At 69.3% G+C, this 14,130-nt stretch carries 9 protein-coding genes; 5 read left to right on the top strand and 4 right to left on the bottom strand.

Translation table 11 applies throughout. The annotated features are described in order from the left end of the window. Positions 1-66 precede the first annotated feature (66 nt). The 3 genes from C7R54_RS09255 to queD all read left to right on the top strand — a co-directional run bounded on the left by C7R54_RS09255 (position 67) and on the right by queD (position 2,544). Positions 67-1,359: an NCS2 family permease gene (locus C7R54_RS09255; RefSeq protein ID WP_129149896.1), complete on the top strand. Its 1,293-nt coding sequence runs from the start codon at positions 67-69 to the stop codon at positions 1,357-1,359. Between the two features lie 80 nt (positions 1,360-1,439). After that, positions 1,440-2,072 carry a 7-carboxy-7-deazaguanine synthase gene (queE, locus tag C7R54_RS09250; RefSeq protein ID WP_129149895.1) on the top strand — a complete coding sequence of 211 codons (633 nt, stop codon included), beginning with the start codon at positions 1,440-1,442 and terminating at the stop codon, positions 2,070-2,072. A 28-nt stretch (positions 2,073-2,100) separates the two neighbouring features. Beyond that, a complete protein-coding gene (queD, locus tag C7R54_RS09245; RefSeq protein WP_129149894.1) occupies positions 2,101-2,544 on the top strand; it encodes a 6-carboxytetrahydropterin synthase QueD in 444 nt (147 codons plus the stop codon). Between the two features lie 17 nt (positions 2,545-2,561). Here the strand turns inward: queD and pdeM are convergent, their stop codons facing one another. From pdeM to C7R54_RS09225, 4 genes are all read right to left on the bottom strand, one after another. Further along, positions 2,562-3,254 carry a ligase-associated DNA damage response endonuclease PdeM gene (gene pdeM / locus C7R54_RS09240; RefSeq protein WP_129149893.1) on the bottom strand — a complete coding sequence of 231 codons (693 nt, stop codon included), beginning with the start codon at positions 3,252-3,254 and terminating at the stop codon, positions 2,562-2,564. A gap of 112 nt (positions 3,255-3,366) precedes the next feature. Continuing rightward, the gene (locus C7R54_RS09235; protein ID WP_192903623.1) at positions 3,367-5,928 is read right to left on the bottom strand and encodes a ligase-associated DNA damage response DEXH box helicase; all 2,562 of its coding nucleotides are present in this window, start codon (positions 5,926-5,928) and stop codon (positions 3,367-3,369) included. Continuing rightward, positions 5,925-7,634: an ATP-dependent DNA ligase gene (locus tag C7R54_RS09230; RefSeq protein ID WP_129149891.1), complete on the bottom strand. Its 1,710-nt coding sequence runs from the start codon at positions 7,632-7,634 to the stop codon at positions 5,925-5,927. The genes C7R54_RS09235 and C7R54_RS09230 overlap by 4 nt, the downstream gene beginning before the upstream one ends. Further along, complete coding sequence (locus C7R54_RS09225; protein ID WP_129149890.1) at positions 7,631-8,677, bottom strand: ligase-associated DNA damage response exonuclease; 1,047 nt, start codon at positions 8,675-8,677, stop codon at positions 7,631-7,633. Before C7R54_RS09225 ends, C7R54_RS09230 begins: the two co-directional genes overlap by 4 nt. A gap of 403 nt (positions 8,678-9,080) precedes the next feature. Here C7R54_RS09225 and glgA point away from each other — a divergent pair, with 403 nt between their 5' ends. Continuing rightward, entirely contained in the window at positions 9,081-10,688 is a 1,608-nt protein-coding gene (gene glgA, locus C7R54_RS09220; RefSeq protein ID WP_129149889.1) for a glycogen synthase GlgA, read from the top strand. A 64-nt stretch (positions 10,689-10,752) separates the two neighbouring features. Next, positions 10,753-14,106, top strand: a complete 3,354-nt coding sequence (locus C7R54_RS09215) for a maltotransferase domain-containing protein (RefSeq protein WP_129149888.1) — start codon at positions 10,753-10,755, stop codon at positions 14,104-14,106. Positions 14,107-14,130 lie beyond the last annotated feature (24 nt).

Genomic DNA, 14,130 nt, shown 5'->3' with positions numbered 1-14,130 from the left:
TCCCCCTGAAGATCCGTACCATCGCCCCCCAGTCCAAGGGACGCGGCAACCACAGACGGAGAAAAGATGCTGGAGAGACTGTTTCACCTGCGCGAGCACGGCAGCAATGCACGCACCGAAGCCGTGGCCGGCCTGACGACCTTCCTGACGATGTCCTACATCATCTTCGTCAACCCGACCATCCTGTCGTCCACGGGCATGGACCGCGACGCGGTCTTCGTCGCCACCTGCCTCGCCGCGGCGCTGGGCACCCTGGTCATGGCCCTGCTGGCGAACTGGCCGATCGGCCTGGCGCCCGGCATGGGGCTGAACGCCTTCTTCGCGTTCACCGTGGTCAAGACCATGGGATTCAGCTGGCAACAGGCCCTGGGCGCGGTCTTCATCTCGGGCCTCATCTTCCTGCTGCTGACGGTGACGGGAATACGCGCGTGGCTGGTGCGGGGCATACCCAACTCCCTGCGCAGCGCCATCGCGGCCGGCATAGGCCTGTTCCTGGCCATCATCGCCCTGTCGAACTCCGGCATCGTGATCGCCCATCCGGCCACCAAGGTAACGCTGGGCGACTTGCGCGCGCCCGGTCCCCTGTTCGCCATCCTGGGCTTCTTCGTCATCGCCACGCTGGACGCCCTGCGCGTGCGCGGCGCGATACTGATCGGCATCCTGGTGGTCACCGTGCTGTCCATGCTGCTGGGCTACAACGAATTCAAGGGCATTTTCTCCGCTCCGCCCAGCCTGGCGCCCACGCTGCTGCAACTGGACATACGCGGCGCGCTGCAAGGCGGCCTGTTCCACGTCATCCTGGTTTTCGTGCTGGTCGAAGTCTTCGACGCCACCGGCACCCTGATCGGCGTCGCCAAGCGCGCCGGGCTGGTGACGGAGGGCAAGTCCAACGCGCTGGGCCAGGCCTTGTTCGCCGACAGCGCGGCCATCGTCGCCGGCTCCCTGCTGGGCACCAGCAGCACCACCGCCTACGTGGAAAGCGCCTCCGGCGTGCAGGCCGGAGGCCGCACCGGCATGACGGCCCTGGTGATCGGCCTGCTGTTCCTGGCAGCGCTGTTCATTTCGCCGCTGGCCGGCTCGGTGCCGCCCTATGCGACGGCGCCCGCCCTGCTCTACGTGGCCGGGTTGATGATGCGAGAACTGATCGATGTCAACTGGAACGACGTCGCCGAGGCCACCCCGGCGGCCTTGACGGCCCTGGTCATGCCCTTCACCTACTCCATCGCCAACGGCCTGGCCTTCGGCTTCATCAGCTACGTGGTCCTGAAGACGCTGACGGGCCGCGCGCGCGAGATCCACGTGGCGACGTGGCTGGTGGCTGCCCTGTTCGTGGTGCGCTTCGCATTTTTCCCCGCCTAGGGGACGGATGGCGTCCTGGCGCGGGCAGCCGGGCGAGCGGCTTGCTAAAATAGTCGGTTCGCCCGCTTTCCCGCTACGCCATGACCTACGCCGCCAAAGAAATTTTCAAGACCCTGCAGGGCGAAGGCGCCCAGGCCGGCCGGGCCGCGGTGTTCTGCCGCTTCGCCGGCTGCAACCTGTGGTCGGGCCGTGAAAGCGACCGTGCCAGCGCCGCCTGTACCTTCTGCGATACCGACTTCGTCGGCACCGACGGCCCCGGCGGCGGCAAGTTCGCCACCCCGCAGGCGCTGGCCGCGACCCTGGCCGCCACCTGGGGACCGAACCGCGACCGCCGCTACGTCGTGTTCACGGGCGGCGAACCCCTGCTGCAACTCGACGCCGCCTTGCTGGAGGCGGTCCACGCCGAAGGCTTCGAAGTCGCGATCGAGACCAATGGCACGCTGCTGCCGCCGCCCGGCATCGACTGGATCTGCGTCAGTCCCAAGGGCACGGCGCCGGTGGCGCTGCGGTCGGGCAATGAATTGAAGCTGGTCTATCCGCAACTCGACGCGCCGCCGGAGGCCTTCGCCGGCCTGGATTTCGAGCATTTTTTCCTGCAGCCCATGGACGGCCCGCAGCGGGCCGCTCATACCGAGCGCGCCGTGCGCTACTGCACGCAGCATCCGCAATGGCGTCTCAGCCTGCAAACCCATAAGTACATAGGCATTCCATGATTACCGCCCTCCAGGCCTGGAGCCTGGCATGATTTCCGTCACTCGCAAGCTGGAGTTCGACGCCGGCCATCGCATTCCCGACCACCGCAGCCAATGCCGCAACATGCACGGCCACCGGTACGTGCTGGAAGTCACGCTGCAAGGCGACGTCGTCGACACCCCCGGCAGTTCCGACAACGGCATGCTGATGGACTTTTCCGAGATCAAGGCCATCGCCAAGAGGGAATTGGTGGACCGGTGGGACCACGCTTTCCTCGTCCATGCCGGCGACCAGGCGGTGCTGGCCTTCCTGCACAGCCTGCCGGGTCACAAGACCGTGGTGCTGGACCGCATCCCCACGGTGGAAAACCTGGCGCGCATCGCCTTCGATACGCTGGCGCCGCACTATCACGGCCATTACGGGCTGGACCTGCGCCTGACGCGGGTACGCCTGTACGAAACGCCCAATTGCTGGGCGGACTGCGACGGCTGATACCGGGACCAGCCCGTTCAGCCGCCCCGCGCCGGCGCCGCCAGCACCCGGTCCTGCGCCACCACGAAAATGCGGCGCCCCTGGCGACTTTCCACCGGCCAGGTGCCGGTGAATGCGCCGAAGGCCGGCAGCACGCCGTGATCCTCGTCCAGCACGAAACAGGGCAATCGCACGCTGTCGCGGCCACGGCCGCTCAAGACATGGGACGGATGCAGGTGCCCGGCCCATGCATACCGTCCCACGGACGTCGCCCCCTGCACGGGCGGGTGGTGCCGGCAATCGTAGGGTCCCAGCCGATACGGCTCGTCCACCACTTCGAACCCCAGTTCCGGCGGGGGGTCACCGGCGCGGCTGTCGTGGTTGCCACGTACCAGCACCCGCCGCAATCCCGGATGGCGAGCGCGCCACGCTTCCAGGGCCGCCAGCGTGGCCGGCGCGCGCGCGGCCCGCGCATGCAGGAAATCTCCCAGCACCACGCATAACCGTACCGGCAGGACCGCGATCAGCATGTCCAGCCTGGCCAGGGTAGCCGCGGTCGTCCCGGCCGGCACCGGCTGCCCCAGCAACCGGTAGGCGGCGGCCTTGCCGAAATGCGGATCGGCCAGCAGCAAGGCGCCGCGCGCGGGCCACCAGAGCGCCCGCTGTGGCAGCAGGTATACGCGCTCGCCAGCCACTTCGACCGCGGCCGCCCCGGCCATCGCGCCGGACATGGCGGTCGCGCCAGCAGCGGCGGCCGTGGCATCCCTCGCAGCCGGGATCCCGGGATCCGGCCGTGAGGCCCCCCCTGCACGTTCACGTTCATGTCCACCCTCACGCTCATGCTCAGGCCTTGCGCCGGACATTGCGTCGCCTCCCCGCTTCGGTCATCGGCGCCGCGTCGGCCGCCTTCTCCAGGTCCGCCAGCATGCGCGCCACCCTTTGCGCCAGTTTCTCGGTCGACAGCTTCTCGCGCAAGCGTTCGACCATCAATGGAAAGGACAAGGGCGTGGCGCGCGCCAAGGGCTGCCATTGCAGCCGGCTGGACCGCAGTCGCGCCAGCACCTCGCGCAGGCGGCGCAGTTCCAGCTCCTGCGCCAGGACCTCGCGCTCGGCCTGTGTCAGCAACAGATTGCGTGGGTCGTGCTCGCGGAAGACCTCGTAGAACAGGCTGGATGACGCCTGCAACTGCCGCGCGCTCTTGTGCGCGCCGGGAAATCCCTGGAACACGAGTCCGGACACACGCGCGATCTCGCGAAAGCGCCGCCGCGCCAGCTCGGCGGCATTCAGGCTGGCCAGGACGTCTTCCAGCAGATCCCCTTCCTCCAGCAAGCCGAGGGACGCGTCCGCGAACAGCGCCGGCCAATCCTGCGCCTCGGGGCACAGCAGTTCCAATCCATAGTCGTTGACCGCGAGCGTGAACGTCGCCGGCGCCCGTTGCGCCACGCGCCACGCAACCAGGCTGGCCACCCCCAGATGCACATGGCGGCCCCCGAACGGATACAGGAACAGGTGGGATCCCTCCCGCGAACGCAGCGTCTCCGCAAGCAACACGCCGGGCCGCGGCAGCGCGGACCATCTGGCCTGCAAGGCCAGCATGGGCTCGGCGCGGGCGAGCTCGGGGCTTTCGAAGCGCCCCTGCGCCGCCAACGCGAACTGCTCCACCACGGCGTCGGCCAACTCGCTGGACAGGGGCATACGGCCGCCGTTCCAGCGCGGAACGGCGGGCCGGCGGCCCTGGGCGCGACGGACATAGGCCGTCATCTCGTGCACGCGCACCAATTCCAGCAGGCGCCCGGCGAACAGGAAGCAGTCGCCCGGCCGCAAGCGCGCGATGAAGCCCTCCTCCACGGTCCCCAATCTTGCGCCACCGCCCCGGCCGGACCAATAACGCACCTGCATGGCGGCATCCGCGACGATGGTGCCTATGCTCATGCGATGCCGGCGCGCCAGGCGCGCGTCCGGCACGCGCCAGACGCCTTCGTCGTCGGGGACGACGCGCCGGTAATCCGGATAGGCGCCCAGCGAACGGCCGCCGCTGGCGACAAAGTCCAGGGCCCATTGCCATTCCTCCGGCGACAGGTGCCGATAGGCATAGGCCCGCCGCACCTCCGCGTAGAGATCGTCCGGCCGGAAGCCGCCGCCCAGCGCGATGGTCACAAGGTGCTGCACCAGCACGTCCAGCGGGCGGTCCGGCGGGTCGCGCGATTCGATCCGTCCCGCCTGGGCGGCCGCGCGCGCGGCGCTGGCCTCTACCAGTTCCAGGCTGTGCGTCGGCACCAGCGTCACACGCGACGGGCGCCCGGGCGCGTGGCCCGAGCGACCCGCACGTTGCAGCAGCCGTGCGACACCCTTTGCGGAGCCGATTTGCAGTACCCGTTCGACCGGCAGGAAGTCGACGCCCAGGTCCAGGCTGGACGTGCAGACCACGGCCTTGAGCAAGCCATCCTTCAGCCCCGCCTCCACCCACTCCCGGGTCTGGCTGTCCAGCGACCCATGATGCAGCGCCAGCACGCCGGCCCAGTCGGGCCGCGCCTCCAGCAAGGCCTGGTACCAGAGCTCGGCCTGTGCACGGGTGTTGACGAAGACCAGCGTGGTGGCGCTGGCCTCTATCTCGCGACAGACCGCCGGCAGCATGGACATGCCCAGATGGCCGGCCCACGGAAAGCGCAAGGGGTCGGCCGGCAGCAAGGTGTCGATGACCAGCGCCTTGGGCAAGCGGCCGCGAACCAGGCGGCCCCTGCCGTCCGCGGATGGCGCGGCCGCCTCGTCCACGCCCAGCAGCACGTCGAGCGCCACGCGCGGATTTCCCAGCGTGGCGGACAAGCCCCATGTGCACAGCCCGGGATTCCAGCGTCGCAGGCGCGCCAACGCCAATTGCGCCTGCACGCCGCGCTTGTTGCCCAGCAACTCGTGCCACTCATCCACCACGACCGCGCGGACGCGGCCCAGCAGGTCGCGCGCATTCGCGCGTGCCAGCAGCAGGGAGAGACTCTCCGGGGTGGTCACCAGCGCCGTGGGCAAGGTACGGTCCTGCGCGGCGCGTACCGCGCTGGAGGTGTCGCCGGTGCGCACGCCCACCGTCCATGCGCTATCGAGGTCGGCCATGGGCCGCGCCAGGGCCTGCGCCGTATCGGCGGCCAGCGCGCGCATGGGCGTCAACCACAGCACCGTCAAGGGCGGCGGCTTGGGCGTGCGCGCCGGCGCATAGGCGGCGAGCGCGCCCAGCCAGACCGCGTAAGTCTTGCCCGCGCCGGTGGTCGCGTGCAGCAGCCCGCTCTCGCCACGCGCCATGGCGTCCCATATCTCATGCTGGAAATCGAAAGGCCGCCAGCCCTGCCGCGCCATCCACGCCACGTTGCGGGCAATGGCGTCGGGGGTCAACGCGGCAGCGCTCGCACGCGTCATGATGGCAGCAGCTCCGCCAGCGTCTGCAAGGTGTCCGCGTCGGCCACGCCCTTGTCCTGGCGCCAGCGCAGCATGCGCGGAAAGCGCACCGCCACGCCGCTCTTGTGGCGCGCGCTGCGCGCGATGCCCTCGAAGCCCAGTTCGAACACCTGCGTCGGCGCCACGCTGCGCACCGGTCCGAACTTCTCGATCGTGGTCTTGCGCACGATGGCGTCGACCGCGCGGATTTCCTCGTCGCTCAAGCCCGAATAGGCCTTGGCGAAAGGCACCAGCTGGCGATCGGCCGCCCCGGGCGGCCCGTCCCACACGGCGAACGTATAGTCGGTATAGAGACTGGCGCGGCGTCCGTGGCCACGTTGCGCATAGATCAGCACGGCATCGATGGAATAGGGATCGATTTTCCATTTCCACCAGATGCCCGTCTCGCGCGTGCGCCCGACGCCATAGGCGGCGCTGGCGGCCTTCAGCATCATGCCCTCCACGCCCAGTGCCCGCGATTTGGCGCGCTGCGCCTCCAATGCGGCCCAGTCGTCGCCATGCAGCAAGGGCGACAGGATCAAGGAGGACGAAGGGGTGGATGCGCTGTCGCCATCGTTGCCCCTGGCGCCGTGCTCATGGCCGGCCCGCTCCCGCCCCGCCACCTGGTCGGCCAGCCGCTCCAACGCCGCGCGGCGCGCGGCCTGCGGCTGGCTGCGCAGATCCACGCCTTCCAGTTCCAGCACATCATAGGCAAGCAGCACCACCGGCGCGTCCGCCAGCAGCCGCGCGCCGACGTTCTTGCGGCCAAGGCGCCGCTGCAATTGCGCGAACGGCTGGACGCGTCCTTCGCGCCAGACCACGATCTCGCCATCCAGCACCGTTCCGTCGGGCAGCAGGCCGCCCAGCCGCAGCAGTTCGGGAAAACGTTCGCTGACCAGTTCTTCCCCGCGCGACCATACCCAGGTCTGCGCCGCCCGGCGCACCACCTGCGCCCGTATGCCATCCCACTTCCACTCCACCAGCCAGCTGCTGGTCGGCCCCAGCATTGACGGCAGGCGTTCGAGGGGCGCCGCCAACGGATGGGCGAGGAAGAACGGATAAGGCTGGCCATCCGCGCGCGCCCCGGCATCGAAGGACACGGGCGCCAGCAGATCCAGGTAGGCCTGCGCGGCCGGTCGCGCGCCGATGTCCGTATAACCGATCAGGCGCTGCGCCATGTGCCCGGCTTCGATCCCCGCCACCGTCGCCAGCGCCCGCGTGAGCAGCAGTTTCGACACGCCGACCCGCATGCTGCCCGTCATCAGCTTGGCACAGACGAAGCGCCCATGCGCATCCAGGCGCTCGAACAAGGCGGCAAGGCGCTCCAGCACCTGTTCGGGCGGCAGCCCCCGCAGGGGCAGCAGGCGTTCCTCCACCCATTGCGCCAGGCCCGCATCGTCGGCCTGTCCAGGCTCCGGCAGCAGCAGCGACAGCGTCTCCGCCATATCGCCCACGGCCTGGTAGCACTCTTCATACAGCCATTCCGTAATGCCGGCCGCCGTCATGACGTATTGCCGCAGCAGCCGTGTCGGCACCAGTTGGCGCGGCTTGCCGCCGGCAAGGAAATAGGCGGCCCACGCGGCGTCCTCCGGCGGCGCCGTGCGGAAATAATCGCTCATGGCCGCCAGCTTCGCGTTGCTGGAGGTGGTGGCGTCCAGGCGGGCATACAGCTCGGCGAAGGCCCTCATTGCGGGACCTCCGGACCGGATTGCTCCGGCGTGTCCGGGGCCTCGTGGGCATCCGCCGCATCGTTCTCATCGTCCCCATAGGCCGTTTCGAAGGCCTGCGCGGCGATGCCCAGTTCGTTCAACCAGCGCACCAGCACCGCCACCTGTCCGTGCGTGACGATCACCCGGCTCGCGCCGCACGCACCGATGGCCGTCTGCAGGCCCGGCCAGTCGGCATGGTCCGACAGCACGAAGCCACGGTCCACGCCGCGGCGGCGGCGAGCGCCTCGCACCTGCATCCAGCCGCTGGCGAACGCGTCCGCATGGTCGCCGAAGCGGCGCAGCCAGCCGGTCCCGCGCGCCGACGGCGGCGCCAGAACCAGGGCCCGCCGTAGCGCCTGGGCGTCCACCTCGTCGGCCCGCAAGACCGGCGGCAGCGCCACGCCGGCCGCGCGATAGCCGCGATTGACGGTTTCCACCGCGCCATGCACGACGACGGGTCCGGTCGCCGTGTCCAGTCCGCACAGGATCCGCTGCGCCTTGCCGAAGGCATAGCAATACAGCACCGACGTGCGTCCGGCCTGCGCATTGCCGGCCCACCAGGCATTGATCTGGCGATACAGGGCGTCCCCGGACTGCCACCGGTAGATGGGCAGGCCGAAGGTCGATTCCGTGATGAACACTTCGCAAGGCACCGGTTCAAAAGGCGCGCAGGTGGGATCGTCGCCCAGCTTGTAGTCGCCCGACGCCACCCATACCTCGCCGCGGTGCTCCACCCTGACCTGGGCCGATCCCAGGACGTGCCCCGCCGGATGCAGGCTGATCCGCACGCCGTTGTGGGTCACCGGTGCGCCGTAGGCGACGGCCTGCAGGTCGATGTCCCCCAGTCGCTGCCGCAGCACGGCCTGCCCCGCCGCCGCCGCCATGTAATGCCGGCTGCCGGCGCGGGCATGGTCGGCATGCGCGTGCGTGATCACCGCCCGATCGACGGGTCGCCAGGGGTCGATATGGAAATCACCGGGCGGACAGTAAAGGCCTTCGGGACGGGCGACGATCAGATCCATCGTGGGGACGCTACGTAGCGGGTTAGGAGTTGCTGGAAGGTCCGCGGGAGCCCCCGGGGCCGCTCGCAAGCGATGCTCGGCAGCTAGCGCCCCCGCAAGCAAATAGCACGCCGGGCGTGATCCGCCCCCGCTATTGCAGTGCAAGAATTTGGTAACCATTCAATTCAATCCCCGGCCGGTGAAACCGCGTTTTCTCCTCGGAAACGGGCGGGCACGGTGCTTGCTCACCAGACAAAAATTGAAGGGCAGGCGATATCCAAACCGAAATATTCGGCGTAGAAATTGTCATGTCACCGCTTTTTTTGCGCCGCAGTATTTCGTGGCGCGGTGACACGCAGCCGGCCCGCGTAATTTGCCCATACGTCCCCATCATGCCGTCGCCTCTGGAGCAGGTATCGTGTCGATGAAAATCTTGGCTGTAACGTCGGAAGCATTCCCCTTGGCGAAGACCGGGGGCCTCGGGGACGCGGTTAGCGGCATGGCGCGCGCGCTACATGCCGCGCCGGGCGCGTCCGTCCAGATCCTGATGCCTGCGTATCGCGGCGTACTGGACCGCCTGCCCGGCGCCCGCGAGGTCGCCCGCTTTACCGACCTGCCCGGCGGGCCGGCGCGCCTGATGCGGGCGCCTTGCGCCGCGCTGGGGGGCGTGCCGGTGCTGCTTCTGCAAAACGATGCCTTGTACGACCGCGATCACCTCTATGTGGACCGCGACGGCCGCGAATACCTTGACAACCCGCTGCGCTTCGGCGCCCTCGCGCACGCCGCGCTGCACATCGCGGCGGGTCGCACCCGGCTCGACCGTCCGGACATCGTGCACGCACACGACTGGCACGCGGGCCTGGTGCCGCTCCTGCTGCGCGATGCCGGCCTGCACGACGTCAAGAGCGTGCTGACCCTCCACAACATGGCCTTCCAGGGCGTCTACGACATGGAATGGGCGGAGTCGCTGGGTATCGACGACAAATACCTGACCTGGGACGGCGCCGAGTTCTGGGGCAAGCTGAGCTTCATGAAGGCGGGGCTGCGCTACGCCGACCGCATCACCACGGTCAGCTACACCTATGCCCGGGAAATCCTGACCGAGCGTTTCGGCTGCGGCCTGCAAGGCCTGCTGGCGGCGCGCCAGCACGAATTGCTGCCGGTCCCCAATGGCATCGACGCGCGCGAATGGGATCCCGCCACCGACCCGCACCTGGGCATCTATCGATACCACGCGGGCGACATGGCCAACAAGGCGCACAACAAGCGGGAATTACAGCGGGGCTACGGGCTGAACCTGGATGCGGACGCGCCCTTGCTGATCATGGGCAGCCGCCTGACGCACCAGAAAATGGCCGACCTGGCGCTGCACGCGGTCCAGCGCGCGCTTGACGACCACCCCGAGTTGCAGGTCGCCGTGCTGGGCCAGGGCGAACGCGGGCTGGAGCAGGAGTTCCAGCGCCTGCCCCATCGCTACCCCGGACGCTGCGGCGTACGCATCGGCTTCGATGAGGACGCCGCGCATAAGCTGCATGCCGGCGGCGACATGCTGCTGCACGGCAGCCGCTTCGAACCCTTCGGCCTGACGCCGCTGTACGCCATGCGCTACGGCACCATCCCCATCGGGTCGCGCGTCGGCGGCATGGCCGACACCATCGTCGACCTGGGCGCCGCCGCGGGACGCGATGCCATGCGCGGCGCCACCGGCGTGCTGTTCGACGGCGAGACCGTCGACGCGATGGCGGCTGCTATCACCCGTACGCTGGGTCTCTACCGCCGTCCCGAGATCTGGCGCGCCATGCAGCACAAGGCCATGGCCGCGGATTTCAGTTGGGAGCGCGCCGCGCCGCTCTACATGACGCTGTACCGGTCCATCCAGCCCGACCGCGTCGCCGCCGAAAGCCTGGCGCCGGCGGAGGTCACCGCGCTGGGACGTCCCAGCCTGCTTGACCAGGTCAGCGCGGCCACGCGCCCGCTGAAGGCATTGACTGTCGCGCAACCGGTGGCACTGGCCGCCGGCGCGGGAGACTGATGCCGCGGACCGCCCGCTCATCCCTCGTTCTTCCGCCAACGCCGACGTCGATCCAGGCCTGCTCATGCGTATTTATTATGTTCATCCCTTGCACGTTGGCTCCCTCTCCGGAGACAGCTTCAGCCACTGGCAGGCCCGGTGCGCGCGTATCAAGTCGCTGGGTTTCGATACCTTGATGACGGCGCCCCTGTGGGCGCCCGACCCCGCCGGCAACCCTTACGTTCCCGACGATCCCGACCGCCTTCATCCGGCGCTGGGAGACATGGACCTGGCGGCCGCCATGACCGCCTTGTCGCGGCTGTGCGGCGAGCACGGACTGGCGCTGATGATCGACCTGCCGCTGGAAAAAGTGGCGATCGACGGCGCCGCGGCGCGCGCCCATCCTCATTGGTACGAAGACGCCGGTGGCGATGCCCTGCTCGACCCGCGCCGTCCCTGGGAAGACCGCCATGCCCTGCCGCTGCGCCGCGAGCATGGGCGCGCGCCGGCCGGCTTTGTCGACCACTGGATCGAACGCCTGGGCCTGTGGGTGGAGAACGGCGTGGCCGGCTTCCGCTGCGAAGGCCTGGCGCAACTGGCGCCGGCGGACTGGCGCGACCTGATCCAGGGCGTGCGCGCGGTCCGGCCGGACTGCCGCTGGCTGGCCTGGACGCCCGGGGTCGCGCCCTGGGACGTGGCGCCGCTGGCCGGTGTCGGCTTCGATGGCGTGTTTTCGTCATTCCCCTGGTGGGACTACCGCGCCGAGTGGCTGCTGGAGGAAACCGACCGCTTGCGCGCCATCGCCCCGGTCATCGCGCCCGTGGAAGCGCCTTACGCCAAGCGCGTGGCCTCCTGGCGCAGCGACCCCGCCGGCCGCTACCGCAACGCCGCGCGCGCGGTCTGGACCGCGGCCGTGGTCGGCGATGGCGTGCTGGTGCCCATGGGTTTCGAGGACGCCGCCACCCATGCGCTCGAACGCGACGGCAGCGGCGTGCGCGAAGACCCGCAGGGCGATCCCGGCCTGCACATCGACATCGGCCGCGCCAACCAGTGGCTGGCCCGCACGGCGTCCGCACGCGGGCCGCTGCACAGCCTTCAGGGGCCGCATACCGGCGTCACCGCGCTGTTCCGCGGCGACGGCGCGGCGACGCCTGCCGCCGGCGCCGGACGCGGCAGCGCGCGCCTGATCGTCCTGAATCCCAGCGACGACGTGGCGGCCTCGCCGGACTGGGACGCCCTGCGCGCGCGCCTGCCGGACGGTTACGGCCGCCTGGACCAGTGGGACGCCGACCGCCCGGCCCAGGACCTGCCGACGACGCTGGCGCCCGGCGACATGCTGCGGCTGGGCGCGAGCCGCCTGCCGCCGGTCACGGTGCCGGCGTCCGACGACACGCGCCTGGGCGTCACCGCGGCGATGCGCCAACCTCGCCTGGCCATCGAGCACGTCACGCCGGCGGTGGACGACGGCGCCTTCCCCATCAAGCGCATCGCCGGCGAGACCATCACGGTCGAGGCCGATGTCTTTTGCGACGGCCATGAATACATCGCCGTGGCGCTGCTGTGGCGCGCCGCCGACGACAAGGAATGGCAGCGCGTGCCCATGACGCCGCTCGGCAACGACCGCTGGACGGCCAGCTTCGCGCCGGCCCGCATCGGCCGCCATTACTACGCGGTGCAAGGTTGGGACGATGCCTGGACGACCTTCCGCGACGGCCTGGAAAAGAAGTACCGCGCGGGCGTCGATATCGCGCTGGAGACCGCCGAAGGTCGCGGCCTGGTGCAGGAAGCGCTGGAGCGGCTGCCGGACACCGCGGAAACCAGCGCGGCGGCGCTGCGCCAGGTCCTGCGCGTCCTCGGCGCCGCGCCCGCCGAGAAGCCACGCCGCGACCGCAAGAAAAGCGCCGGCGAGGCATCGCCGCCGCGCTTCCCCTCGCCCACGCCCGACCAGGTGGCCGCCTTGCTGGACGCGGCCACCGCGCGCGCGATGCGCGAGGCCGACGACCGCCGTTTCGAAACCACTTCCGCCATCTATCCGGTCACGGTAGACCGGCCGGCGGCGATATTCTCCAGCTGGTACGAGATCTTCCCCCGTTCGCAAAGCGGCGATCCGCGACGCCACGGCACTTTCGACGACGTCATCGCCACGTTGCCGCGCGTGCGCGCCATGGGCTTCGATACGCTGTACTTCCCGCCCATCCATCCGATCGGCGCGCGCAACCGCAAGGGCCGCAACAACAGCCTGCAGGCCGGGCCGGACGATCCCGGCAGTCCCTATGCCATCGGATCGGAAGACGGCGGCCACGACGCCCTGCATCCGCAATTGGGTACGCTGGACGATTTCCGTCGCCTGGTGGCGGCGGCGCGCGCGCACGGGCTGGAGCTGGCGCTGGACTTCGCCATCCAGTGTTCGCCGGACCATCCGTGGCTGAAGGCGCATCCTGAATGGTTCGACTGGCGTCCGGACGGCTCGTTGAAATACGCCGAGAACCCGCCCAAGAAATACGAGGACATCGTCAACGTCGACTTCTACGGCGCCAAGCCCGGCGCGTCGCGCCAGGCGCCGCTGTGGCGCGCGCTGCGCGACGTGGTGCTGTTCTGGGTAGCGCAGGGCGTGCGGGTCTTTCGCGTCGACAATCCCCACACCAAGCCGCTGCCCTTCTGGGAGTGGATGATAGGCGACGTGCAGGGCCGCCATCCCGACGTGCTGTTCCTGTCGGAAGCCTTCACGCGCCCCAAGATGATGTACCGGCTGGCCAAGGTCGGCTTCAGCCAGTCCTATACCTATTTCACGTGGCGCGAGACCAAGCAGGAATTCACCGAATACCTGACCGAGCTGACGCAGGGCCCGCCCGCCGATTTCTTCCGCCCGCATTTCTTCGTCAACACGCCGGACATCAACCCGCGCTTTCTCCAGCAATCCGGGCGCGGCGGCTTCCTGATCCGCGCGGCGCTGGCCGCGACGCTGTCCGGCCTCTGGGGCGTCTACAACGGCTTCGAGCTGTGCGAAGCGTCCGCGGTGCCTGGCAAGGAAGAGTACCTGGATTCCGAGAAATACGAGATCCGCGCCTGGGACCATGAACGTCCCGGCAATATCGTGCGCGAGATTACCCGCCTGAATGCCATCCGACGCGCCAATCCCGCGCTGCACACGCACCTGGGCGTGCGCTGGCACACGGCCTGGGACGACCAGGTGCTGTTCTTCTCCAAGTCCACGCCGCAGCGCGACAACGTCCTGCTGGTCGCCATCAGCCTGGATCCACATCACCCCCGCGACGTCGTCCTGGAAATTCCCATGTGGGAATTCGGCCTGCCCGACGACGGTCCCTTGCAGGCGGAGGACCTGATCGACGGCAACCGCATGGTATGGCGCGGCAAGCAACAGGGCGTGCACCTGCACCCCGACCAGCCGTACCGCATCTGGCGAGTGACGCCCGCCTGAATGCGCAGCCGGGCCGGGTCCCGC

The sequence above is a fragment of the Achromobacter aloeverae genome (genome assembly GCF_004121055.1).
In the GTDB taxonomy this organism is placed as follows: Bacteria; Pseudomonadota; Gammaproteobacteria; order Burkholderiales; family Burkholderiaceae_B; genus Bordetella_C; species Bordetella_C aloeverae.
The sequence above is the reverse complement of the archived record's forward strand: the minus strand, read 5'-3'. Positions and strand labels throughout refer to the sequence as shown.

Coding starts and splice junctions, on each gene's coding strand:
- C7R54_RS09255 (WP_129149896.1), top strand. CDS start 67: ATGCTGGAGAGACTGTTTCACCTGCGCGAGCACGGCAGCAATGCACGC.
- C7R54_RS09225 (WP_129149890.1), bottom strand. CDS start 8,677: ATGGATCTGATCGTCGCCCGTCCCGAAGGCCTTTACTGTCCGCCCGGT.
- C7R54_RS09230 (WP_129149891.1), bottom strand. CDS start 7,634: ATGAGGGCCTTCGCCGAGCTGTATGCCCGCCTGGACGCCACCACCTCC.
- queD (WP_129149894.1), top strand. CDS start 2,101: ATGATTTCCGTCACTCGCAAGCTGGAGTTCGACGCCGGCCATCGCATT.
- glgA (WP_129149889.1), top strand. CDS start 9,081: ATGAAAATCTTGGCTGTAACGTCGGAAGCATTCCCCTTGGCGAAGACC.
- C7R54_RS09235 (WP_192903623.1), bottom strand. CDS start 5,928: ATGACGCGTGCGAGCGCTGCCGCGTTGACCCCCGACGCCATTGCCCGC.
- pdeM (WP_129149893.1), bottom strand. CDS start 3,254: ATGTCCGGCGCGATGGCCGGGGCGGCCGCGGTCGAAGTGGCTGGCGAG.
- queE (WP_129149895.1), top strand. CDS start 1,440: ATGACCTACGCCGCCAAAGAAATTTTCAAGACCCTGCAGGGCGAAGGC.
- C7R54_RS09215 (WP_129149888.1), top strand. CDS start 10,753: ATGCGTATTTATTATGTTCATCCCTTGCACGTTGGCTCCCTCTCCGGA.